22 protein-coding genes are annotated in these 21,841 nt (G+C 73.1%); 14 read left to right on the forward strand and 8 right to left on the reverse strand.

The genetic code is table 11. The features are described from left to right. The first annotated feature begins 475 nt into the window (after positions 1 to 475). The 4 genes from NI26_RS01595 to NI26_RS01610 all read left to right on the forward strand — a co-directional run bounded on the left by NI26_RS01595 (position 476) and on the right by NI26_RS01610 (position 4,908). The gene (locus NI26_RS01595) at positions 476 to 1,642 is read left to right on the forward strand and encodes an RtcB family protein (protein WP_066651707.1); all 1,167 of its coding nucleotides are present in this window, start codon (positions 476 to 478) and stop codon (positions 1,640 to 1,642) included. A gap of 162 nt (positions 1,643 to 1,804) precedes the next feature. Beyond that, positions 1,805 to 2,638, forward strand: coding sequence for a DUF1206 domain-containing protein (locus NI26_RS01600; protein WP_081984559.1), 834 nt, complete (start codon positions 1,805 to 1,807; stop codon positions 2,636 to 2,638). Between the two features lie 255 nt (positions 2,639 to 2,893). Beyond that, positions 2,894 to 3,769, forward strand: coding sequence for an SMP-30/gluconolactonase/LRE family protein (locus NI26_RS01605; RefSeq protein ID WP_066651710.1), 876 nt, complete (start codon positions 2,894 to 2,896; stop codon positions 3,767 to 3,769). Positions 3,770 to 3,810: 41 nt separating this feature from the next. Beyond that, entirely contained in the window at positions 3,811 to 4,908 is a 1,098-nt protein-coding gene (locus tag NI26_RS01610; RefSeq protein ID WP_066651712.1) for an alpha/beta fold hydrolase, read from the forward strand. Positions 4,909 to 5,003: 95 nt separating this feature from the next. Here NI26_RS01610 and NI26_RS01615 read toward each other — a convergent pair whose 3' ends face one another. From NI26_RS01615 to NI26_RS01635, 5 genes are all read right to left on the reverse strand, one after another. Further along, positions 5,004 to 6,197: an NAD(P)/FAD-dependent oxidoreductase gene (locus tag NI26_RS01615; protein WP_066651714.1), complete on the reverse strand. Its 1,194-nt coding sequence runs from the start codon at positions 6,195 to 6,197 to the stop codon at positions 5,004 to 5,006. Positions 6,198 to 6,204: 7 nt separating this feature from the next. Further along, positions 6,205 to 7,005, reverse strand: a complete 801-nt coding sequence (locus tag NI26_RS01620) for an SDR family NAD(P)-dependent oxidoreductase (RefSeq protein ID WP_066651718.1) — start codon at positions 7,003 to 7,005, stop codon at positions 6,205 to 6,207. A 10-nt stretch (positions 7,006 to 7,015) separates the two neighbouring features. After that, the gene (locus tag NI26_RS01625) at positions 7,016 to 7,522 is read right to left on the reverse strand and encodes a Dps family protein (RefSeq protein ID WP_066651723.1); all 507 of its coding nucleotides are present in this window, start codon (positions 7,520 to 7,522) and stop codon (positions 7,016 to 7,018) included. Positions 7,523 to 7,643: 121 nt separating this feature from the next. After that, the gene (locus tag NI26_RS01630; protein ID WP_066651725.1) at positions 7,644 to 8,156 is read right to left on the reverse strand and encodes a MarR family winged helix-turn-helix transcriptional regulator; all 513 of its coding nucleotides are present in this window, start codon (positions 8,154 to 8,156) and stop codon (positions 7,644 to 7,646) included. Between the two features lie 156 nt (positions 8,157 to 8,312). Further along, positions 8,313 to 8,870 carry an NADPH-dependent FMN reductase gene (locus NI26_RS01635; protein WP_066651727.1) on the reverse strand — a complete coding sequence of 186 codons (558 nt, stop codon included), beginning with the start codon at positions 8,868 to 8,870 and terminating at the stop codon, positions 8,313 to 8,315. Positions 8,871 to 8,993: 123 nt separating this feature from the next. Here NI26_RS01635 and NI26_RS01640 point away from each other — a divergent pair, with 123 nt between their 5' ends. From NI26_RS01640 to NI26_RS01665, 6 genes are all read left to right on the forward strand, one after another. After that, positions 8,994 to 10,637: a glycoside hydrolase family 13 protein gene (locus NI26_RS01640; protein WP_066651729.1), complete on the forward strand. Its 1,644-nt coding sequence runs from the start codon at positions 8,994 to 8,996 to the stop codon at positions 10,635 to 10,637. 118 nt (positions 10,638 to 10,755) lie between these two features. After that, the gene (locus NI26_RS01645; protein ID WP_144411202.1) at positions 10,756 to 12,723 is read left to right on the forward strand and encodes a lectin-like domain-containing protein; all 1,968 of its coding nucleotides are present in this window, start codon (positions 10,756 to 10,758) and stop codon (positions 12,721 to 12,723) included. A 138-nt stretch (positions 12,724 to 12,861) separates the two neighbouring features. Then, a complete protein-coding gene (locus NI26_RS01650; protein WP_235426437.1) occupies positions 12,862 to 13,503 on the forward strand; it encodes a DUF308 domain-containing protein in 642 nt (213 codons plus the stop codon). Then, on the forward strand, positions 13,500 to 13,766 hold the full coding sequence (locus NI26_RS01655; protein WP_066651735.1) for a hypothetical protein: 267 nt from the start codon (positions 13,500 to 13,502) through the stop codon (positions 13,764 to 13,766). The genes NI26_RS01650 and NI26_RS01655 overlap by 4 nt, the downstream gene beginning before the upstream one ends. A 110-nt stretch (positions 13,767 to 13,876) precedes the next feature. Beyond that, positions 13,877 to 14,416: an RNA polymerase sigma factor gene (locus NI26_RS01660; RefSeq protein ID WP_066651737.1), complete on the forward strand. Its 540-nt coding sequence runs from the start codon at positions 13,877 to 13,879 to the stop codon at positions 14,414 to 14,416. Beyond that, a complete protein-coding gene (locus NI26_RS01665; protein WP_144411203.1) occupies positions 14,406 to 15,185 on the forward strand; it encodes a hypothetical protein in 780 nt (259 codons plus the stop codon). Before NI26_RS01660 ends, NI26_RS01665 begins: the two co-directional genes overlap by 11 nt. A gap of 77 nt (positions 15,186 to 15,262) precedes the next feature. On the opposite strand, the gene NI26_RS01670 is transcribed toward NI26_RS01665, so the two are convergent. Continuing rightward, positions 15,263 to 16,141, reverse strand: coding sequence for a LysR family transcriptional regulator (locus tag NI26_RS01670; protein WP_066651741.1), 879 nt, complete (start codon positions 16,139 to 16,141; stop codon positions 15,263 to 15,265). A gap of 81 nt (positions 16,142 to 16,222) precedes the next feature. Here NI26_RS01670 and NI26_RS01675 point away from each other — a divergent pair, with 81 nt between their 5' ends. Then, a complete protein-coding gene (locus NI26_RS01675; protein ID WP_066651743.1) occupies positions 16,223 to 17,491 on the forward strand; it encodes an MFS transporter in 1,269 nt (422 codons plus the stop codon). 66 nt (positions 17,492 to 17,557) lie between these two features. Further along, on the forward strand, positions 17,558 to 18,169 hold the full coding sequence (locus NI26_RS01680) for a hypothetical protein (protein ID WP_066651751.1): 612 nt from the start codon (positions 17,558 to 17,560) through the stop codon (positions 18,167 to 18,169). A gap of 95 nt (positions 18,170 to 18,264) precedes the next feature. On the opposite strand, the gene NI26_RS01685 is transcribed toward NI26_RS01680, so the two are convergent. Continuing rightward, positions 18,265 to 19,179, reverse strand: a complete 915-nt coding sequence (locus NI26_RS01685; protein ID WP_066651753.1) for a cation diffusion facilitator family transporter — start codon at positions 19,177 to 19,179, stop codon at positions 18,265 to 18,267. A 47-nt stretch (positions 19,180 to 19,226) separates the two neighbouring features. Between NI26_RS01685 and NI26_RS01690 the strand changes: the two genes are divergently transcribed. Both NI26_RS01690 and NI26_RS01695 read left to right on the forward strand, forming a co-directional pair. Then, complete coding sequence (locus NI26_RS01690) at positions 19,227 to 19,901, forward strand: DUF4166 domain-containing protein (RefSeq protein ID WP_066651755.1); 675 nt, start codon at positions 19,227 to 19,229, stop codon at positions 19,899 to 19,901. Then, entirely contained in the window at positions 19,898 to 20,890 is a 993-nt protein-coding gene (locus NI26_RS01695; protein ID WP_066651760.1) for an epimerase, read from the forward strand. Before NI26_RS01690 ends, NI26_RS01695 begins: the two co-directional genes overlap by 4 nt. Here the strand turns inward: NI26_RS01695 and NI26_RS01700 are convergent. Beyond that, a complete protein-coding gene (locus tag NI26_RS01700) occupies positions 20,859 to 21,794 on the reverse strand; it encodes an EamA family transporter (protein ID WP_066657639.1) in 936 nt (311 codons plus the stop codon). The genes NI26_RS01695 and NI26_RS01700 overlap by 32 nt on opposite strands. Positions 21,795 to 21,841 lie beyond the last annotated feature (47 nt).

The raw sequence follows: 21,841 nt of genomic DNA on the forward strand, positions 1-21,841 counted from the left end.
TGGACGGTCGTGGTGTGCCTCCCGACCGTGCAGGAACGGCTGAGAGAACCGCGACACGCCCGGGTGAGTTGTGCGGCCCGGGCGTGTCGCACTACTGTCGGTCCTCCTGCCCGTCGGGCAGGACCGCCCGCCCCGGGCACCCACGGAGGGACCGCGATGCACGCCCAGCAGCACAGCAGCCGCCTCGAGCGCCAGCTCGATGCGCTCGTCGTGCTGCCCGCGGTGCAGTACGCGAACCCGTCCCTCCGCGAACCCGCGTAGGCACGCGCCGTCCCCGACGTCCCGTGCCCACCCGGCCCGGGGCGTCCCTCCCGTCGTTCCTCCACAGGTGCACTGCACCGAGCCGGAGGCGCAGGATCCGTCCGCCCCGGACCGTCACCACGACGGCCGCCCGGCCGTCACCACGACGGCCACCCGGCCGTCACCACGACGGCCGCCCGGCCGTCGATGACCGTCACGACGAAGGACGAACACCGTGGAGAAGATCAACGACCGATTGCTCAGCTGGGCCTCGATGCTCGAGGAGAACACCGAGCAGCAGGCCCGCACGACGGCCCGGATGCCGTTCGTGTTCCCGCACCTCGCGCTGATGCCCGACGCGCACCTCGGTCTCGGCGCCACCGTCGGCTCCGTGATCCCGACCCTCGGCGCCGTCATGCCGGCGGCCGTCGGCGTCGACATCGGCTGCGGCATGATCGCGGTGCGCACGCAGTTCGCTGCCGCGGACCTGCCCGCCGACCTGCAGCCCCTCCGCGAGCAGATCGAGCGCGCGGTCCCGCTGTCCGCCGGGGCGTCGAACCGGAAGGTCGTCGCCACCGCCGAGCCGCGGATCGCCGAGCTCGAGGCGATGGCCGCGGCCGCCGGGTTCGACCCGGCCGGAACACACGGCGGCTGGCGGAACCAGCTCGGCACGCTCGGCTCGGGCAACCACTTCATCGAGGTCTCGCTCGACGAGCAGGACCGGGTCTGGCTCTTCCTGCACTCCGGGTCGCGCGGCGTCGGCAACAAGATCGCCCAGCGGCACATCGCCGTCGCCAAGCGGATGATGCAGCGCTGGTGGATCGAGCTGCCGGACCCCGACCTGGCCTACCTCGTCGAGGGCACCCCGGAGTTCGACCGCTACATCGCCGAGCTCCGGTGGGCGCAGCACTTCGCGCTCCTCAACCGCGAGGAGATGATGGACCGGGTCGTCCGGCAGCTGTCCGAGGTGCTCGGCCAGCCGGTGGACGAGCAGGAGCGGATCAACTGCCACCACAACTTCACCCAGCGTGAGACGCACTGGGGCAAGAGCGTGTGGGTGTCCCGGAAGGGTGCCATCCAGGCGAAGGCAGGGCAGCCCGGTCTCATCCCGGGATCGATGGGGACCGCTTCCTACGTCGTCGAGGGGCTCGGTGACAAGCCGTCGCTCGAGTCCTCGCCGCACGGCGCCGGTCGGCTGTTCTCGCGGTCCGCTGCCCGGCGGACCTTCACCCACGAGCAGCTGCGCGAGGCGATGGCGGGGATCGAGTACCGCGACACGGACGCGTTCCTCGACGAGATCCCCGCGGCCTACAAGCCCATCGACCAGGTCATGGCGGATGCCGTCGACCTGGTGACGGTCCGGCACACGCTGCGGCAGGTCGTCAACGTCAAGGGTGACTGACACCGGACGGGGAGGCGCGTGGCCGTCCGCCACGTGCCTCCCCGTCCGGCGGACGGGGAGGCGCGTGGCCGTCCGCCACGTGCCTCCCCGTCCGGCGCTCGTCCCGACACGCGGCACGCCCCGCTGCGGACAGCGGTCCGTGCGTCGGGCACGCTCGGAGGGATGAGCGACCAGGCGGAACGAGCAGCACGCGAGACCGGACGACAGGCGAAGCGTGTCGCCGACAGCAGGTGGTTCGAGCTGACGGCGCGGGCCGGGTACGTCGGCAGCGGTGTGGTCCACCTGCTGATCGGGTACCTCGTCGTGCTCCTCGGGATCGGGAACGCGTCCGGGGGCAGCGAGACGGACCAGTCGGGAGCGCTGCGGCAGCTCGCCGAGGTCCCCGGAGGCGTGGCCCTGCTCTGGGTCGTCGCCGTCGGCACCGCGGCGCTGGCCCTGCGGCTCCTGCTCGAGGCGGTCGTCGGCGGCCGGTCCGACAGCGCCCGCGGGTGGGCGGCACGGGCGAAGGACGTCGGCAAGGCGGTCGTCTACGGCGTCGTCTCGTACTCGGCCGGGTCGTTCGCGCTCGGGGCCGGCACGAGCTCCAGCGGGTCGACCCGGAGCGCGGCGGCCCAGGCCCTCGCGACGCCCGGCGGGGTGTTCCTGCTGATCGCCGTCGGTGCCGTGGCGATCGCGATCGGTGCGGCCCTGGTCGTGCAGGGGTGCCGTCGCTCCTTCTGGAAGCAGCTCGTCCGGCCGCGGCAGCCCCTCGACCGTGCCGTGACCGTGCTCGGGACCGTCGGGTACGTCGGCAAGGGGATCGCCGTCGCGGTCGTCGGGGTGCTGATCGTCGTCGCCGGCGTCCGGAGCGACCCGGACCAGGCGACGGGGCTCGACGGGGCGTTCGACGCGTTGCGCGACCTGCCCGCCGGATCGGTGGTGCTCGTCGCGGTCGGCATCGGGTTCCTGGCGTACGGCGTCTACAGCTTCTTCCGCGCCCGGTTCGCGCGCCTCTGACCCGAGCCCGCGTCGGTCGGTGCGGTTCGCGCGAGACGCCGGCGTCGGTCCGTAAGGACCGCTGTGAGACGCCGGCGTCGGTACCGGACGCACCCGAGTCGTCGAGACGCCGCCGGATCCGACGGCGTCTCGCCGGGATGAAGGCGTCTCCGTCCGACGCCGGTGTCTCGGGCGGTCTCCGGCGCCCGCGGTCCGACCGAGTCCGCCGCGTCTCGCTGGCAGGCCGTGCACGCCGGCCCCGGTAGACGGGAGGACATGCACACCGACGCCGTGACCGGGCCCGTGACCGTCTTCTGCGACGAGCAGGCGGTCCTCGCCGAGAGCATCGTCTGGGACCCGACCGCCGAGCGGCTCCGCTGGACCGACATCACCCTGGGCCTGCTCACCACCGCCCGCGCGGACGGCACGGTGGAGTCGAGCGTCGCACTGCCGCCGCCCCTGGCGAGCTTCCAGCCACGCGCCGCCGGCGGGTTCGTCGCGGCCCTGGGCGACACGGTCGTGCTCACCGACGAGCGCGGCGTCGTCGAGCGCGAGCTGGTGCGGGTGCAGCACGCGACCGCCGAGATGCGGTTCAACGAGGGCAAGTGCGACCCCTTCGGTCGGTTCCTCGTCGGCAGCATGGACCTCTCCGACCAGGACCCGGCCGGAGCGCTGTACTCGGTCGAGCCCGACGGTACGACGCGCGTGCTCCGCGGGGGCTTCGGCGTGACCAACGGCATCGAGTGGTCGGCGGACGGCAGCGTGATGTACGTCACGGACACGAGCACCTCGACGATCTACCGCGGCTCGTACGGCCCCGACGGCGTGCTCGGCGAACTCGAGCCCTTCGTCAGCGGCGCCGCACACGACGGGCTGGTCCGCGACGACGAGGGCTGCTTCTGGACGGCGGTCTACGGCGCCGGACGGGTGGAGCGCTGGGACGCCGAGGGCCGACACCTCGAGACCGTCGAGGTGCCCGCGCCGAACGTGACCTCCGTGGCCTTCGGCGGACCGGACACGTCGACGCTCTTCGTCGCCACGGCGCGCGAGAACAGCACCGAGGAACAGCTCGAGCAGTACCCGCACTCCGGGGCGGTGTTCGCGGTCCCCACCCGAGTGCACGGCGCACCCGCTTCCGCGTTCGGCGGCTGAACGGCGGGTATCGTGAGAGGTCGCCGATCCCAGGAGGCCCCGTGACCGAACAGGACGACCAGGACGACCGGACCCCGTCGCCCGCACCCGACCCGGCCGGTGCGCTCGCGCGTGCCGAGGACGCCGACGTGCAGGTCGAGGTCGACCGGATCGCCGTCGACGGCACCTACGTCCGGGTGAGCTCGATCGGGCAGCCGGGTGACCGTGCGTTCGTCCTCGTCGCCGGTCTGGGCATCGCCGCCACCTACTACGAGCGGCTCGCGCCGCACCTCAACGAGAACGGCCCGGTGCACGCCCTCGACCTGCCGGGCTTCGCCGGGGTCCCGCGCTTCCGTGGCGCCGTGTCGATCGAGCGCTACGCCGACGCGGTCGAGCAGGTCATCCGCGAGCTGCGGCTCGAGGACCCGGTGCTCGTCGGGCACTCGATGGGCACCCAGGTCGTCACCGAGGTCGCCGCGCGCAACCCGCACATCCGCGACCTCGTGCTCATCAGTCCGGTCGTCGACAGCCGAGCCCGGAGCATCCCGATCTCGGCGCTCCGCTTCCTGCGGTCGGCGCTGCACGAGCCCGCGGCCGTCCGCTGGCACGGGGTCACCGCCTACGCGCTCTGCGGCTGGCACTGGTTCCGGAAGGTGCTGCCGGAGATGATCGCGTTCCCGATCGAGGACCGCGCCGCCGAGGTGCGGGCGCGCACCCTGATCGTCCGCGGTGAGCACGACGCGATGGTGCCCCGTGACTGGGTGCGGTCCCTCGCCCGGGTGTTCCCGCACGCGGTCCTGCGCGAGGTGGTCGGCGGCGCCCACTCGGTCATGCACGCGCAGGCGGACGCGGTGGCCCGCCTCGCGGTGGCCCTCGTCGACGGGCGGATCACCGACCGTGGCGTCGGCTCGCTGCAGCGGGTGCGCGACGACACGACCTCGTCCGACCTGGCCCGGCTGGGTCCGAAGGATGCCTGGCTGGTCGTGAAGTCGCGCTTCATCGAGCTCTTCGGCATGGCGAAGGGCGACGACGAGCAGCTGGAGCGGGCGAAGTCCGCGCACGCGGTCGCGATGGCCGACGGCGACGACATCCCCGTGGACCCGGACGACCGCCGCGAGGTGGTCGACGACGTCGCACCCGAGGTGCGCGACCGGTCCTGACCCGGGCACCGCGCACACGGCGACGGCCTGGAGGCGCGACCCGACCCCGTCAGGTCGAGCCGCGCCTCCAGGCCGCCGGCGTCAGGATCCGCGGGTCACGGCGTGATGCGGCCCGGCAGCATGTCCCGGGTGAGCCCGTTGGCGTCGGCGAGCACCCCGCGGGCCTCGTCCGTCTTGTCGGAGACGTTCCAGAGCAGGACCCCGCGGACCGTGTCGTCGTCGTCCAGGTAGTAGACGACGCCGGTGGTGAGCGGCTCCTGCCAGTCCTCGACGGTCTGCAGCTCGGTGGACACCTGGCCGACGGCCTCGTACCCCGTGTCGAAGACGTTCGAGTAGAACATCGGCGTGTGGTCGTACGTCTCGTCCGCGTCCGCGAGGTTCCGGCCTGCCTGCCGGCCCTGCTGCTTGGCGTTGTCGACGTGCTCGACCCGGCGCGTGCCGAGGATGCGGTCCGGGTACTCGGCGACGTCGCCGGCGGCGAACACCGACTCGTCGTCCGTCACCAGCGTCGACGACACCACGATGCCGTCGCGCACGGTCAGACCCGCGTCGGCGGCGAGCTGCGTCTGCGGCTCGATGCCGAGTCCGGCCACGACCGCGTCGGCCTCGAGGACCGACCCGTCGTCGAGCGTGAGGCTGACGCCGCCCTCCGACTCCGTGCCCTGGTCGACCCGTCGTCCGGTGCGGAGCTCGACGCCGTGGTCGACGAAGCGCTGCTGGAAGGCCCGGGCGAGGTCGTCCGGGAACATGTGCCCGCCGAGGACCTCGTCGGGCGTCACCAGGGTCACCCGGGCGCCGTTCTGCACGATGCCCGCGGCGATCTCGGTGCCGATGTAGCTGCCGCCGACGACGGCGACGTGCGCTCCGGCGTCCGCGAGGGCGCGGAGTCGGCGGTAGTCGTCCGCGCTGCGGAAGTCGAGGACCCGCGACGAGGGCGACAGGCCGGGCAGGCTGCGCGGTTTCCCACCGGTCGCGAGCAGCAGGCGCTCGTAGCCGTGGGTCTGGCCGTCGTCCGTCGTGACGGTCCCCGCCTCGCGGTCGACCGCCGTCACGACGGTCCCGAGCACGAACGTCGCCCCGGTCTCCTCGGTGTGCAGGTCGACCTTCTCGTCCCAGCTGAAGTCCGGGTCGGTCCAGAGCTTCTTCGACAGGGCCGGACGGGCGTACGGACGTTCGGTCTCCTCGCTGACGATGCCGATCGAGCCGTCGGCGTCGATCTCGCGGATCCCGCGGGCGGCAGCGTCGGCGACCATCCCGCCTCCGACGATCAGGTAGCGGAAGTCGCTCATGGTCCTCCTAGATGGTGGCGACCGAGCCGGAGTCGACCCGGTAGTTCGACCCGTTGACGAAGCTCGCCAGGTCGGAGCAGAGGAAGGCGACGACGTTCGCGACCTCCTCGGGCTCCCCGCGGCGGCCGAGCTCCATGTACGGACGCTGCTCGTCGAGGAAGCTCGAGATCGCCTCGTCGAACGAGGTCCCCTGCTCCTTCGCGCGCTTGTCCATCATGGCGTCGGTCATCGGGGTGTGGATGAAGGCCGGGCTCACGGTGTTCACGAGCAGGCCCTCGGACGCGTACGACCGCGACAGGCCCTTCGCGAACGACAGGACACCGGCCTTCGCGGCGCAGTAGGGGAGCTCGTCGTCGTAGGGCTGCGAGGCGTCCTCGGACACGAGGTAGACGATGCGACCCCAGCCGCCCTTGCGCAGGTCGCCGATGAACTCGCGCGTGATCCGCACCGGGCCCATCAGGTCGACGTCGATGGTGTCGAGCCAGCCCTGCTCGTCGATCTCGTGGAACATGCCCTGCGCACCGGTGATGCCCGAGGACTGCACCAGGATGTCGATCTCGCCGACGGCGTCGCGCACCTTGCCGTGCAGCGCGGCGAGGGACTCGGCCTCCGTCACGTCCGCGGCGAAGGCGAAGAGCTTGCCGTGCGGCGCCTCGAGCTGGTCGGCGCTCGTGTCGAGTCGTCCCTGGTCGAGGTCGGTGACGACCACGGTCGCACCCTCCGCCAGGAGGATGCGAGCCGTGTTCCAGCCGATGCCGGAGTCGCCACCGAAGACGAGCGCGACCTTGCCGGTGATGCCGAGGTCCACGTCGCGTCCCCTACTCGTGCTCGGAGGCCTCGGCGACGGCCGGGGTCGTGGCGGCGGCGAGCGGCGTGCGCGGCTCGCGGTTCTCGGCCGAGACCATCCAGGCGAGCTGCTCGAGGCGCTCGATGAAGCCGTGGAGCAGGTCCGCGGTCGTCGGGTCCTCGTCGTCGACCTCGTCGTGCACGTCGCGCATGGTGCCGGTGGCCTGGTAGAGCCGGAGCGTGATCGCGTCGATGGCCTCGTGCGTGTCGATCTCCCCGTCCGGGAAGGCGTCGAGGTGCGTCCCCGCGGCGACCGTGGCCGAGCGGCCGTCCGGGATCGCGTAGAGCGCGCGCATGCGCTCCGCGGTGTCGTCGGCGAACTCACGCGCGGCGTCGACGATCTCGTCGAGCTGCAGGTGCAGGTCGCGGAAGTTGTGTCCGAGGATGTTCCAGTGGGCCTGCTTGCCCTGCAGGTGCAGGTCGACGAGGTCCACCAGGACGGCCTGGAGGTTGGCGGCGAGCTTGTCCGATGCGTGCATGATCGGCTCCTTTCGCGGTCGGTGACCCTTCTGGTCTACGCGGTCGCGTGCTCGGCGTTCCCAGTGCGCGTGCACCCTGGCGTCCCCCGCGGGGTGGTCGGACGCGCGGACGGCACCGGGGTCAGTGCTCGAGCGCGGGGTCCACCTGGTCGACGGCGTCGCGCATCCGCTCGAGGAACGTCGCGACGACACGCGCGTCGGAGGCGGACAGCCCCTCGGCGATCGACATCATCCGCCGGTGCATGGTCCCGAGGGTGGCGCGGACCTCGTCGTCGGTCTCGGTCGTGGGGGTGATCACCAGTGCGCGACGGTCGGTGGGGTGCGGCTCGCGGCGGACGTGGTCCGACTTCACCAGGCGGTCGATCAGGATCGTCGTCGAGGCCGACGAGATCTTCAGGTAGGCGGCCAGGTCCTTCGGCTTGACCATCCGACCCGCACGCTGTGCCTGCAGCAGGTAGCGGACGGCGAGCAGGTCGGTCTCGCCCATGCCCATCGAGTCGCGGGTCCGTCGCCGCATCGCGGTCTCGGCGGCGCGGTAGCGACGCAGGGCGTTCAGCACGGCGACGCCGCGCTGTGTGGCGTCGTCGTCGGGGAACCAGTACCCCGACGCCTCCGTGATCTCCTGCGTCGACATGCCGTTCAGGGTAACCCGTCTGGTATCTCGCCTGCCTAGCGGATCCGCGTGCTGTGGACGAGTCCTCGGCGCTGCCCCGGACGATCTGGAGGCGCGGTGCCAGCCGGCACCGCGCCTCCGGACCGTCTCCTGGTCGCCTGACGGCGACCGGGCGGATCAGGCGGCGACGCGCTCGTCCGCCGCACCGGCCAGGGCGCGGAGCGCGCCCTGCACGAGCTCGACGACCTCGGCGTCCTCGCGCGGGTGGGTCTCCGCGAACCGGACCACCGACTGCGGGATGGCGACCTTGACGTCCTCCAGGACCTTCGCACCCGCGATCCCCGCCGACTTGCGGGCGTCGTCGTGTGCCCACACACCGCCGTACTGGCCGAACGCCGAGCCGATCACCGCGAGCGGCTTGCCGGACAGCGGCGACGAGCCGAAGGGCCGCGAGCCCCAGTCGAGCGCGTTCTTCAGCACGGCCGGCATCGTGCCGTTGTACTCGGGGGTGACGAGCAGGACCGCGTCCGATGCGGCGACGGCGTCGCGGAAGGCGACGGCGGCGGCCGGCGGGGTGTCGCCGTCGATGTCCTCGTTGTAGAAGGGCAGGTCGACGATGCCGTCGAACGTCGTGAGGGTGATCCCCTCGGGGGCGTGCTGCTCGGCAGCCTCGGCGAGCTTCCGGTTGATCGAGCCGGCGCGCAGGCTGCCGACGAGGGCGAGGACGTTCGTCATGGTGGATCCCTTCTGTCCCTGACCGTTCGGTCACGGAATGGTGTCAGGGACAACCAATGTGCTCGCTGGGTGCGCCATTCCCGATCGGACCACCACTCGGGTCCCGATGGGTACGGTGGCCGGGTGAGCAGCCACCGGACGCCCGCCAGCAGCCCGCGCACCACCGACCCGGACTGGTGGCGTCAGGCCGTCGTCTACCAGGTGTACCCGCGGAGCTTCGCCGACACCGACGCGGACGGCCTGGGGGACATCGCGGGCATCACGAGCCGTGTGCCGTACCTGGCGTCGCTCGGCGTCGACGCGGTGTGGTTGTCGCCCTTCACCCCCTCGCCGCTCGCCGACGGCGGGTACGACGTGGCGGACTACCGCGACGTCGACCCGCGCCTCGGCACGCTCGACGACCTCGACGCGTTCGTCCGCGCCGCACACGAGCACGACGTGCGCGTCATCGTCGACGTCGTGCCGAACCACACCTCCGACCAGCACGAGTGGTTCCGCCAGGCGCTCGCCGCAGAGCCAGGGTCACCCGAGCGGGCGCGCTACGTGTTCCGTGACGGAGCGGGGGAGTCGGGCGAGCTCCCGCCGAGCGACTGGGTGTCGAACTTCGGCGGCAGCGCGTGGACGCGGGTGCCGGACGGCCAGTGGTACCTGCACCTGTTCGCGCCCGAACAGCCCGACCTCGACTGGTCGAACCCCGAGGTGCGCGCCGACTTCGAGCACACCCTGCGGTTCTGGTCCGACCGCGGCGTGGACGGCTTCCGGGTCGACGTCGCGCACGGGCTCGCGAAGGACCTGTCGACGCCGTACCGTCCCTCGAACGAGAAGGCGCTGCCGCTGGACGGCTCCGACCCGCTGTACGACCGCGACGAGGTGCACGAGATCTTCGCGACGTGGCGCTCCGTGCTCGACGAGTACGACCCGCCCCGCGCCGCGATCGCCGAGGCCTGGGCGCCGGCCCCGCGTCGCGTGCTCTACGCCCGGCCCACCGAGCTCGGGCAGGCGTTCAACTTCGACCTGCTCGAGGCACCGTACGACGCACGGGCCTTCCACGAGATCATCGAGCGGAACCTCGCCATGTCGGCCGAGTCCGGCGCTTCCTCGACCTGGGTGCTGTCGAACCACGACGTCGTGCGGCACGCCACCCGCTACGGCCTGCCCGACGGCACCGACACGGATGCCTGGCTGCTCACCGACGGCACCGAGCCCGAGCTCGACCGTGGGCGCGGTGGACGTCGGGCGCGTGCGGCGACGCTGCTGATCCTGGCGTTGCCCGGGTCCACCTACCTGTACCAGGGCGAGGAGCTCGGCCTGCACGAGGCGCCCGCGATCCCCCACGAGCTCCTGCAGGACCCGAAGTGGATCCGCAGCGGGCACACGGTGAAGGGGCGGGACGGCTGCCGGGTCCCGATCCCCTGGACCCGGACGGGGCCGTCGTTCGGCTTCGGCGACGTCGCACCGCACCTGCCGCAGCCGGAGGACTTCGGCGACTCGTCGGTCGAGGCCGAGGACGGCGACCCCGCTTCGACGCTGTCGCTCTACCGGCAGGCGACGGCGGCTCGACGACGGCTGCAGCAGGGCGAGGAACTGACGTGGCTCGACGCCGGTGACGACGTCGTGGCGTTCGCCCGGCACGAGGGCTGGCGGTCCGTGACGAACCTCGGGACGTCCCCGGTGCCGATGCCGTCGGGCACGGTGGTGCTGGCGTCCGGGCCGCTCGACGCGGGCGAGGGGATGCTCCCGGGCGAGACCACGGTGTGGCTCGGGTGAGTTCGGTACGGCCGGGGTGGCTGCGCACATCCCTGCACAGCGGCTGGTCTCGGGACTGTTCTCCCCAGAAGGGCTCGACGGCCGCTGACGGGGTGGTCCCGCTCGCGACGATCGGGGCATGACAGACACCTCGATCCCGACAACCACCCACCGCGTCGCACACCCCCGACGGTGTCGACGCCCGCGGGGTGCGATCACGGCCGGACTCGTGGCCCTTGCCGTCCTGGCGGCGCCGGCGCTCCTGCCCTCCAGCTCCTCGGCGGACGACCTCGCGTTCCCCTACCGCAACGGCTTCGACTCCGCCGCGGGCGGCACCCTGAGCGGCGACGCGCAGGTCGTCGACGGGCGGCTGCGGCTCACGGACCAGACGAAGGACCAGGCCGGAGCGTGGTCGACGGACGACACGTTCCGCTCGGACCTCGGACTCGACATCGAGTTCTCGTACGCCATGTACAACACGGTGGGCGACCAGGGTGCCGACGGGCTGCTGCTCTTCCTGGCGGACGGCAGCGCACCACAGGGCGTCGGAGCGTACGGCGCAGCGCTCGGGTACGCCTGCCGGTCGAGCGAGACCGAGGGCGGCGGGCGGCCCTGCGACCTGCCCGGCGTGCCGGGTGGCTTCGCGGCGGTGGCGGTCGACCACTACGGCAACTTCTCGCAGGAGATCAACCTGTCCGGGCTCGGGCGCCGACCGGACTCGGTCGTGGTCCGGGGATCGGGTGACGGCACCACCGGCTACCGGTACGTCGACGGGGTCCAGGCTCCCGGCGGCACCCTGACCGACGGGCCGACGAAGCGGAAGGTCCGGGTCAGTCTCGTGCCGGGGGCGTCGGGGGAACTCTTCATGACCGTGCGCCTCGAGGACGGGGGGCTGCTCCGCACCGTCCTCGACCGCGTGCCGCTGCACGGCGACGCCCAGGCTCCGCTCCCGGACACGCTCCGGCTCGGCTTCTCCGCCGCGACCGGCAGTTTCGCCGACGTCCACGAGGTCGACGACCTCCGGGTCTCCCAGCCCGTCGACCTCGGCGTCACCCAGGAGCTCCCCGCGTCCGGTCGGCCCGGGCAGCCGTTCTCGTACACCGTGACCGCGTCCGACGCCGGCCCGAACCGGTCCGACCCCAGCGCGCTGCACGTCGACGTCCCCGACGGTCTGCGGGACGTGACGTGGACCTGCACCGCGACCGACGGATCCTCCTGCGGAACGGCCAGCGGGACCGGCGACGTGGACGCCGGGCTCGACCTGATCCCGGGCGGCGCCGCGACGGTCACCGTGTCCGGGACCGTCGCGGACGACGCCTCGGGGGCGCTCGAGAGCACCGCCACCATCGCGCCTCCGGCGTCGCTGTCCGACGTCGACGAGTCCGACAACCGGTCCGTCGAGACGAGTCCGATCGAGGCGGCGCCGGCGCTCGAGGCGCAGCTCGAGACCGACAAGTCGGTGTCCCCGTCCGTCGACGTGGCACCGGGGGACGAGGTCGAGTACCTGGTGACGGCGAAGAACCGCGGTCCGGACCCCGCGCACGACGTGGGCGTGGTCGACGACCTGCCGGCGGCGATGCGCTTCACGGGGTCCGAGGACGACTGTTCGGCCGAGGGACAGCACGTGACGTGCCGGTCCGAGGGGGACCTGGCGGTGGGTGGGACGCGCTCCTTCCGCATCAGGGCGGTGCTCGACCCCGGCTACACCGGCGACGGGTCCGACGTCGTCAACGTGGCGACCGCGACGTCGCCCACCGATCCGGACGGGGGCGACCCGTCCCCGGAGGTCACGATCGGCGTCACGGTGCCCGGCGACGGCGACGGCGACGGCGACGGCGACGGTGAGGGTGACGGCGGTGACGAGGGCGACGGCGACACGGGCGGCCCGACGCCGGCCGGCTCCGCGAGCGCTTCGCCGACGCCGGACGCTCCGATGGCTGCGCGCGGCGGGCGGACGGGCGGCGGAGGGGCCGGCGCCGGGGCCCTCGCGTACACCGGCGCCGAGGGGCTCGGGCTCCTCGCCGCCCTGGCTGCTGCCGCCGTCGGGCTCGGGGCCGGCGGCTGGTGGGTCGCACGACGCCGGCGCGCGGCCGACGACCCCGACTGACGGGGAGCGCGCCACCGCCGGTCGGGGCGCTCGGACCCCGGTCGGCGGTGGTGGCTCCCGTCGGCACGGGCTCCGGTCCGACGCCCGGGGCGCCGGCGGTAGACTCGGACCACGATCCGCATGCCCGAAAGAGGTCCCGTGTCCGACTCCGTGGACGACGCCGGCCAGCGCGCGCGGTACTGGCCGATCCCCGTCCTCCGGGCCGTCCCAGCCGCGGTCGTGGCCCTCGTCATCACCTTCTCGTCCAACCACGCCGCCGGCTACGGCCTGCTGCTCTTCGGCGGGTTCGTGATCGTCGACGCCCTCGTGCTCGGGTGGGCCGCCCTGCGCCGCATGCCCTCCGACGAGCGCTCGCGTCCGACCACGTTCGTGCAGGCGGTCGTCTCCCTCGTCGCCGGTGTCGCCGCCCTGGCGACCAACGGCGTCGGGCTCGGCGCGTTCATCACGGTGGTCGTCGGGTGGGCCGTGCTGACGGGAGCCCTCGAACTCGCACAGGGACTCCGAGCGCGCGGCCGGTCGCCGTTCGCCCGTGACTGGACCACGATCGGTGGACTCACCCTGCTGCTCGCCGTCGCGTTCCTGCTGACACCGCCGGACTACTCCCAGCAGCTCGGGGGCGTGGAGCAGGTCACCGGCACCCTGGACGCCGCCGTCGTCCTGGTCGGACTGCTCGGCGCCTACCTCGCCATCGCGGCGGTCTTCCACGTGATCGCCGGACTCTCGCACAAGTGGGGCACCACGGCGCCTGCCGCAGCCCCGGACGGAGCACCACACGCATGAGCACCCCCAGCCGTCGCGACCGTCTGCGCCCCGCCGAGCTCCTCGTGATCTCGGCGGTCGTCGCGGTGTTCACCGGAGCGGTCGTGCTCTTCTCGACGCGTGAGTTCGAACTCGCCCTGGTGTTCCTCGGTGTCGCGTTCATCGTCGTCGTGGTGGTCCTCGCGATGCTCCAGCTCGCGGCGTCGAGCGACCAGGACGACAACGACATGCTCGGCGGCCACAGGACGCCGGGCGAGCGGTCCGAGGGCGACGACTTCCACTGACCCCGCTCCGGCGACCGTCGTGCCCGGCGACACGCCCGGGCGGAGCGGTCCGCGGCCGCGTCGTCAGGATCGGCACCCCGTCCGACACCGCTGGGTGAAGGGGGTGAGCGATGGACGCGACCACGACGACGGACGAGACGATCGTCCGCGCACTGGCGGCCGGTGACCAGGCCGCGTTGGCGCAGGTCTTCGACCGCTACGCCGCGACGATGACCCGGTACGTGTGGGCGATCGTCGACGATCGACACGACGTCGAGGAGGTCGTCCAGGACGCGTTCCTGGTGCTGTGGCAGCGGGCGGAGACGCTGGAGCTGCCGGCGGAGAGCCTGCTGCCCTGGCTGCTCGTCGTGTGCCGGAACCTGGCGCGCAACGCCGGGCGGAAGCGCACGCGGCACCGTGCCGACGAGCTGCCGGAGACGCTCACGGCACCGGTCGACCACACCGAGGCCGCCGAGACGCTGCGCTGGGTCCGTGCCGAGATCGCGGCCCTGCCCGAACTCGACCGGCGCATCTGCGAGCTCTGCCTGCTCGAGGGGCGCTCCTACACCGAGGCAGCCGAGGCGCTCGGGCTGACGGTGGGCGCCGTGACCCAACGGGTCTCCCGCAACCGTCGACGACTCAAGAAGGTGGTGATGCACGATGGACACTGAACCTCCCGTGGGCGACGAGCTGCAGCGCATGCTCGTCACGATGAAGCAGGGCGTGCTCGAGCGCGCCACCCCGCGTCCGAAGCGGCGTCGCGGACACACCGGCATCGTCGTCGGTGTGGTCGCCCTGCTCGCGCTGGGCACCGCGTCGGGGGCGGTGGCGCTCACGCTGTCGCAGCAGGACCGTCCCGTGGCGGCCCCGGTGCAGACGCAGCAGCCGGCGCCGGCGCCGTCCGTCACCACCCCGACCTCCGCGCCGATCACGGCGACGCCGACGCCGGTCCCGACGACGGGTGCCGCGCCGCCCGACCGAGCGGATCCGACGGCTGTCGCGTCGATCCCCACGTCGTGCCGGGGTGCTGTTCCGGCGGGTGCGTACGACCGCCTGTTCGGCGGGCGTGAGGCCATCCAGGTCTTCCCGTCGCCGGGGGGAGTGGTTCCGTCGGTGTCCGGATCCGGGGTCGTCACCGAGCTGTACTGCCTCTGGGGTGGCAGCGACGGACCTGGCCCGGGCCTCGCCCTCACCGTCGGGACCGCGAACGGCGAGCAGCTCGCCTCCCGGGAGTCGAGCTTCTTCGGCGACCAGGACACCGTCTGCTCGGTCGAGGGCCCCGCCCGCGTCTGCCGAGCGTCGTCGACGGACGTCGAGACCGGTGCCGCTCAGGCACGGACCTGGTACTCGCGCGGTGACACCTGGGTCGAGATCGACCAGGCCGACTTCCCGACCGACGGCCTGCTGGACGCCGTCGTCGGGGAGATCTGGGGGGACTGACGGCCGGGAGGCGCGGTGCGGGACCGTCCCGCGCCTCCCGTCCGCCGGTGGGACACGTCCCACACGGCCCCCGGACCTCACCCCACCCGTGCGGCCACGACGTCGCGAGCGAGCGTGCGCGTGGCGCGGTTCGGTTCGGTGTCCGACCGCATCGCGAGCCCGATGCGGAGCGGCTCGACCTCGTCCTCGAGCTCGAGCACGGCGCCGTCGTACCGGACGCCCGGGTCCGGGACGACACCGACGCCGAGCCCGGCCGAGGCGAACCGGATCACCGCCGGCATGTCGTTCATCTCCGCCACGACCCGGCGTCGGAGGCCGAGGCGCTCGAACGCGGCGTCGAGGATCAGGCGGTTGCCGAAGCCGTGCGCGGTGTCGACGAAGGGCTCCCCGGCGAGTTCGGCCAGGGACACCGACGGGCGAGCAGCGAGCGGGTGGTCCGCGGCGGTGTACACGCGGAAGGGCAGCTCGCGCAGCGGTTCGACGACGACCCCGGGCGGGACGGACGGCAGGCCCGTGTACGCCAGGTCGAGCCGCCCGGCGACCAGGTCCTGCACCAGGCCGGTGGTGCCCGAGGGCGAGGTCATCAGCTCGACGGCCACGAGCGGGTGCCGCCGCCGGAACCGCCGAAGCACCCCCGTCAGGTCGACGACGTCCATGCTCGTGAAGATGCCCAGCCGCACCCGGCCGCGGAGGTCGGCGTCGTCGACGGTCGCCAGGTCCCGCATGCGCTCCAGGGAACCGAGCACCGCGCGGGCGTGCGGGAGGAGGTCCTCGCCGGCCGCGGTCAGCACGAGTCGCCGACCGGTGCGGTCGAACAACCGCACGCCGAGCGAGCGTTCGAGGGAGGCGATCCCGGCGGAGACGGTCGACTGGGCGGCCCACAGGCGTTCCGCGGCGCGTGTCACGGTCCCCTCGGCGGCGACGGCCACGAACTGTTCGAGCAGGCGGGTCTCCATCGTCCGAGTATCGACCAGATCGATGACACTCATCAAGAACACCCGTTGGACTCGATGACGGCGCCAGGGCACCATCGGAGCATGACCTCGACCACCGACGCGGCTCCGGCCCCGACGACCGGCTCCCGTCCCGTCCCCGCTCCGCGAGGGCGGCGCACGCACTCCCGTCGCCGGCACGGCTTCGGCTTCTGGGCCGTGGCCTTCGCGTTCCTGGCGGTGATGGCGTTCGCGACCGTCCCGGCACCCCTCTACGTGATCTACCAGGCGCGCGACGGCTTCCCGACGTTCACGACCACGGTCGTCTTCGCCGCCTACGGTGTCGGGGTCGTCGCCTCGCTCTTCCTGGCGGGACACCTCAGCGACGTGCACGGACGACGCCCGTTGATCCTGGTGTCGATCGCCCTCGAGCTCGTCGCGGCCGTGCTGTTCCTGCTGTGGTCCGACGTCGCCGGTCTCGTCGTGGCGCGGTTCGTCACCGGGCTCGGCGTCGGGCTCCTCACCGCGACGGCGACCGCGCACCTCGGTGAACTGCGGGTCCGGGCGACCGGCTCGTCCGCGTCCGCCCAGGGTGCGAGCGTCGCGGCCGGCGCCGTGAACCTCGGCGGTCTGTCGCTCGGCGCCCTGGTCGGGGGCGCGCTCGCGGAGTTCGTCGGGCAGCCGCTCGTCGTGCCGTACGTCGTCTTCGTCGTCGCCCTGGCGGTCGCGTTCGTCGTCGTCCTCGCCGCGCCGGAGACCGTCGACCGTCCCGAGCAGCCGGTGCCGTACCGACCGCAGCGGATGGCCGCTCCCGAGGGGCAGGCCGGCGTGTTCTGGGCCGCCGGTGCCGCGGCCTTCGCCGCCCTGGCCGTGCAGGGACTCTTCACCTCGGTGGCCCCGACCTTCCTCGGCACCACGTTCCACGTCACCGACCGTCTCGCCGCGGGCGCCACGACGTTCGGGGTCTTCGCCGCGAGTGCGGTGTCGCAGATCGTCTTCGCAAGGCTGTCCCAGCGTCGGCAGATCCGGCTCGGCCTGGTGCTGCTCGTCGGTGGTCTCGTCGTGCTCGCGATCGCCGCCGTGCTCCTGCAGGTCGCGGGCTTCATCGGCGGCGGGGTCGTGGCGGGTGCCGGTGTCGGGCTGCTCTTCCGGGCCGCGATCGCCCGCGCGGGGTCGCTCGTCGGGCCGGAGCAGCGCGGCGGGGTGCTCGCGGCGACGTTCCTCGTCGCGTACGCAGGACTGACCGTGCCCGTCGTGGCGGTCGGCGCCGCGCTCCTCGTCGTGCCGACGCTCCCGGTGCTGCTCGCGTACGTGGCCTTCGTCGTCGCACTCGCACTGGTCGCCGGCCCGCGTCTGGCCGCCCGCGCGGCGTAGTCCGCCGCGACCAGCCGACCACCCGGCCAGCCGTTCGGCAGGTCGTCTCCCGGCATACTGGAGCGCATGCCCCAGCAGCGCCGACGTCCGGCCGTCACCGTCGTCGCCGCGGTCATCGCGGCCGGCCTGGTCGCCGGCGGTTTCGCCCTGACGGCGCAGCGCAGCGGCGAGGACCCGGTGATCGGCGGCGGAGCGTCCACCGTCTCGCCCAGCGCGACCGCCGCCGACGGGACGACGCGCGACGGCACCGTCACCATCGAGCGGACGGGCCCCGACCTGCCCGGCGGCGACGTGCTCGACCGCTGCGACGTCGATCGCCGGGCCGTGGTCGCCCGGTACGAGACCGCCGCGCTCGGACGGGTCGAGCTGCAGTGCGGCACGTCCGGCCAGGGCTACGAGCACATCCGCGTCCGGCACACCGCCGACTGGCAGGACGTCGTCCGGGGCCACGGCTCACGGGACTGGGACGACGCGATGCTCACCGCCGTCCGGTCCGTGCTCGAGGCACCGCCCGCCGGCTACCCGCAGGACGCCGGGGACGGCAAGGTCTGCTACGCCGCGCCGGTCCGCTTCGACGACGGCTCGCGTCCGTCGGCGGAGCCGAACGTGCGGGTGATCGTGTCGGAGACGACCGACCGGGTGATCACGGCGTTCCCCACCGACGACGGCGGCTGCTGACCGCACCGGACCGGTGCGCAGGCCCGGCCGACCCGTCCCGACGCGTGCACCTCGTGCCTACGCGTGCACCTCGTGCCTACGCGTGCACCTCGTGCCTACGCGTGCACCTCGTGCTCGTGCCGCCGGTGCGAGACCGGTTCGAGCTGGAAGGTCGAGTGCTCGACGGGGACGTCGAAGTGCTCCGCGACGCACTGCTGCAGCGCGTCGAGGATCCGGGGCGCGTGCGCGGTCGAGAAGCAGTGGTCGTCGACGACGACGTGCGCCGTCAGGTTCGGCACGCCGGTGGCGACGAGCGTCGCGTGCAGGTCGTGCACCTCGATCACGTGGTCGAGCTCGAGGATGTGCGCGCGCACGTCGTCGAGGTCGAGCCCGGGCGGTGTGGACTCGAGCAGCACGTTCGCGGTCTCGCGGAGCAGCCGGACGGCCCGCGGCAGGATGAGCAGCCCGATCAGGATCGCGGCGATCGAGTCGGCCCGCTCCCACCCGGTGAGCGCGAGGACGACGGCGGCGGCGATCACCGCGACGGACCCGAGGGTGTCGTTCAGCACCTCGAGCCGGGCCGCCCGTGAGGTGAAGCCGCCGCCCGAGGCCCGCGCGAGCACCGTGTAGGCGACGAGGTTGCCGACGAGCCCGACCACACCGAACACGAGCAGCGGGCCGGCGTGGATCTCGGCGGGCACGAACAGTCGTTGGACCGCCGAGACGACGACGAAGACCCCCACGGCGAGCAGGATCGCCGCCTGCGCCGTGGCGCCCAGCACCTCAGCACGCTGGTAGCCCCACGTCCGCTGGGCCGTGGGCGAGCGGCGCGCGAGCCGGGTGGCGACCAGGCCGATGCCGAGGCCACCGGTGTCGACGACCATGTGCCCGGCGTCGACGAGCAGTGCGAGGGAGCCGGTGACGACCGCCCCGACGACCTCGGCGAGCAGGATGCCCGCCGAGATGCAGAACGCGACGAGCAGCGCGCGCTCCGAGGCGCCGGCGTGCCCGTGCGCGTGGTCGTGTCCCATGCCTCGATCGTAGGGAACGAGGCCGACACCGTGCCAGGATCGGCGTCGTGACCCGGTCGCCCTACGAGCTGACGACACCGTCGGCCGTGCTCGCACGGTTGCACCCACGACTGCGCACGTACTTCGGTGCGGTCCCGGTGGGTCACGTCGGCCGCGGCGAGGGCGTGTTCGCGGTCGTCGGGACGCCGCGGCGCTGGATCTGGCCGCTCCTGGCCGTCCTGGCCCGGGACGCCGTGGTGTTCCCCGTGTGGGAGCGGGACGTCCCCTTCACGGTCGAGAACCGTCCGGCTCACGTCGGCCGCGGCGCCGTGGACGGTCGGGAGGCACGGGTCGCCGTCCGCGCGCACCGCACCTTCCGCTTCCGGACCGGACCCCGCACGATGGTGGACGCGATCACCGCCGAACCGCACGGGCTCGTCGACCACCTCGGTCGCCGTGGGCGCGTCAGCGCCCTGCTCCGGGCGGAGGTCGACGCGGACGGGCCGGACGCGGGCGCCCTGCGCCTGGTCTCCACCCGGGTGACGGTCCGTGTGCTGGGACGTGCCCGGAGCCTCCCGGCCGTCGCCGCTCCGCGTGTCACGCTCGTGGAACGATTCGATGACGATGCCGACGTGCAGCGCGTGTCCCTGCGGCTCTCGGCGCCGCTGATCGGCACGCTGTACCGGTACGAGGGCGCCTTCCGCTACCGGATCGAGCCCGACACCGGACAGGGGACACGATGAGCGACGACACCACCCGCGCGCCGAGGGGCCGCGCCGTGATCGCGGGAGCGGGCGGCTTCGTCGGACGGCACCTGCAGCGTGCCTTCCGCGACGAGGGGTACGAGGTCGTCACGGTCGGTCGCACGGGCGACGCGGTGTGGGGCAACACGCTCCGGATCCGTGAGCTCGTCGACGGTGCGGCGATCGTGGTGAACATGGCGGGCAAGAGCGTGAACTGCCGCTACGGCCGTCGGAACCGAGCGGAGATCATGCGCTCCCGCGTGGACACGACGCTCGAGCTGGCCGAGGCGATCCGGACCGCCGAGCACCCGCCGCCGCTGTGGTTGAACGCCTCCACCGCGACGATCTACCGGCACGCGGACGACCGACCCCAGGACGAGGCCACGGGTGAGCTCGGCGAGGGCTTCTCGGTCTCGGTCGCGAAGGCGTGGGAGGACGCCCTGTTCAGCGCGGACCTGCCGCACACCCGCCGGGTCGCGCTCCGGATGGCGATCGTGTTCGGCGACGGGAGCGCCCTCGTCCCGCTGCTCCGACTGGCCCAGGCCGGTCTCGGCGGGCCGCAGTTCGACGGGGCGTGGTTCCCGACGCGTGCCCGGCTCCGAGCGGGCACGTACCACCACGACCGGCACACGCACGGGCGGCAGCGGTTCAGCTGGGTGCACATCGACGACGTCCTCGGGGTGATCCGGTTCGTGCGCGACCACGAGGACATCGACGGTCCGGTCAACGTCTCGAGCCCGGAGCCGTCGGACAACCGGACCGTGATGGCCACCATCCGCGACGCGGTCGGACGGCGCTTCGGGCTGCCGACCTGGCGGTGGATGCTCGAGATCGGGTCGTTCGCGATCCGCACGGAGACCGAGCTCGTGCTGAAGAGTCGGTGGGTCGTGCCGACACGACTGCTCGAGGCGGGCTACGAGTTCCGGTACCCGCACCTGCGCGGCGCGCTCGCCGGCATCATCGCCGAGCGCCGGCAGCACCGGGGCTGACCGGCACCGCCACCGCCGGCACCGCCGCGGCCGGCACCACCCTCGCGGTGCGCGACGACCACAGCACGGCGACCACCACCACGGCACCGGCCACGACCTCGACCACGTCCGGCACCTCGCCGAACGCCGCCCACGAGGCGAGCACCCCGATCACGGGGACGAGCATCGAGAACGGTGCGACGGTGCTCGACGGGTACTTCCCCATCAGGCGCGACCAGATCCCGTACCCGACCAGGCTCCCCGCGACGACGATGTAGAGCAGGCCGAGGTCGGCCGGCAACGCCGACGCGGTGAACGCCGTGCCGAACGCCCGACCGACCCGTTCCGGCCCCTCGACGAGCAGCGACAGTGCGAACATCGGCACCGGCGGCACGACGGCCCACCACAGGGTCAGGTGCAGCGGGTTCACCGGACCGGTCCGCCGCGTCGCGACGTTGCCGAGCGCCCAGCCCAGCGCCCCGCACAGCACCAGCACGACCGGCAGCAGCGCCGCGGTCTGCGCCCGGTGCACCGCGATGACGCCGAGGGCCGCGACCGCGACGGACACCCCGACGACCTGACGGGCGGTGAGCTTCTCACGCAGCAGGACCCCGGCGAGCACGACCGTGAACGGCGCCGACGCCTGGATCACCAGCGACGCGAGCCCGGTCGGCATCCCGGCCGCCATGCCGAGGTACAGGAACGCGAACTGCAGGACGCCGAGCGTCGCACCGACGAGCACGATCCACCGGAACGGGACCCTCGGCCGCGGGACGAACAGGATCGTCGGGACGGCCAGCAGGCTGAACCGGACGGCGGCGAGCAGGAACGGGGGCCAGTGGTCGAGGGCGATCGCGGTCGCCGGGAAGTTCAGACCCCACGCCACGGCGACGACGAGGGCCAGGATGCGGTCGCGGAAGAGCACGGATCGATCGTCCCGCACGAGAAGCGGTAGCACCAGCGCACGGTGTG

It is taken from the genome of Curtobacterium sp. MR_MD2014 (assembly GCF_000772085.1).
Taxonomy (GTDB): Bacteria; Actinomycetota; Actinomycetes; order Actinomycetales; family Microbacteriaceae; genus Curtobacterium.

Excerpts from the sequence above, each read along its gene's own strand:
- NI26_RS01600 (WP_081984559.1), top strand. The coding sequence starts at position 1,805 with ATGAGCGACCAGGCGGAACGAGCAGCACGCGAGACCGGACGACAGGCG.
- NI26_RS01605 (WP_066651710.1), top strand. The coding sequence starts at position 2,894 with ATGCACACCGACGCCGTGACCGGGCCCGTGACCGTCTTCTGCGACGAG.
- NI26_RS01615 (WP_066651714.1), bottom strand. The coding sequence starts at position 6,197 with ATGAGCGACTTCCGCTACCTGATCGTCGGAGGCGGGATGGTCGCCGAC.
- NI26_RS01625 (WP_066651723.1), bottom strand. The coding sequence starts at position 7,522 with ATGCACGCATCGGACAAGCTCGCCGCCAACCTCCAGGCCGTCCTGGTG.
- NI26_RS01630 (WP_066651725.1), bottom strand. The coding sequence starts at position 8,156 with ATGTCGACGCAGGAGATCACGGAGGCGTCGGGGTACTGGTTCCCCGAC.
- NI26_RS01635 (WP_066651727.1), bottom strand. The coding sequence starts at position 8,870 with ATGACGAACGTCCTCGCCCTCGTCGGCAGCCTGCGCGCCGGCTCGATC.
- NI26_RS01645 (WP_144411202.1), top strand. The coding sequence starts at position 10,756 with ATGACAGACACCTCGATCCCGACAACCACCCACCGCGTCGCACACCCC.
- NI26_RS01655 (WP_066651735.1), top strand. The coding sequence starts at position 13,500 with ATGAGCACCCCCAGCCGTCGCGACCGTCTGCGCCCCGCCGAGCTCCTC.
- NI26_RS01660 (WP_066651737.1), top strand. The coding sequence starts at position 13,877 with ATGGACGCGACCACGACGACGGACGAGACGATCGTCCGCGCACTGGCG.
- NI26_RS01665 (WP_144411203.1), top strand. The coding sequence starts at position 14,406 with ATGGACACTGAACCTCCCGTGGGCGACGAGCTGCAGCGCATGCTCGTC.
- NI26_RS01670 (WP_066651741.1), bottom strand. The coding sequence starts at position 16,141 with ATGGAGACCCGCCTGCTCGAACAGTTCGTGGCCGTCGCCGCCGAGGGG.
- NI26_RS01675 (WP_066651743.1), top strand. The coding sequence starts at position 16,223 with ATGACCTCGACCACCGACGCGGCTCCGGCCCCGACGACCGGCTCCCGT.
- NI26_RS01680 (WP_066651751.1), top strand. The coding sequence starts at position 17,558 with ATGCCCCAGCAGCGCCGACGTCCGGCCGTCACCGTCGTCGCCGCGGTC.
- NI26_RS01685 (WP_066651753.1), bottom strand. The coding sequence starts at position 19,179 with ATGGGACACGACCACGCGCACGGGCACGCCGGCGCCTCGGAGCGCGCG.
- NI26_RS01695 (WP_066651760.1), top strand. The coding sequence starts at position 19,898 with ATGAGCGACGACACCACCCGCGCGCCGAGGGGCCGCGCCGTGATCGCG.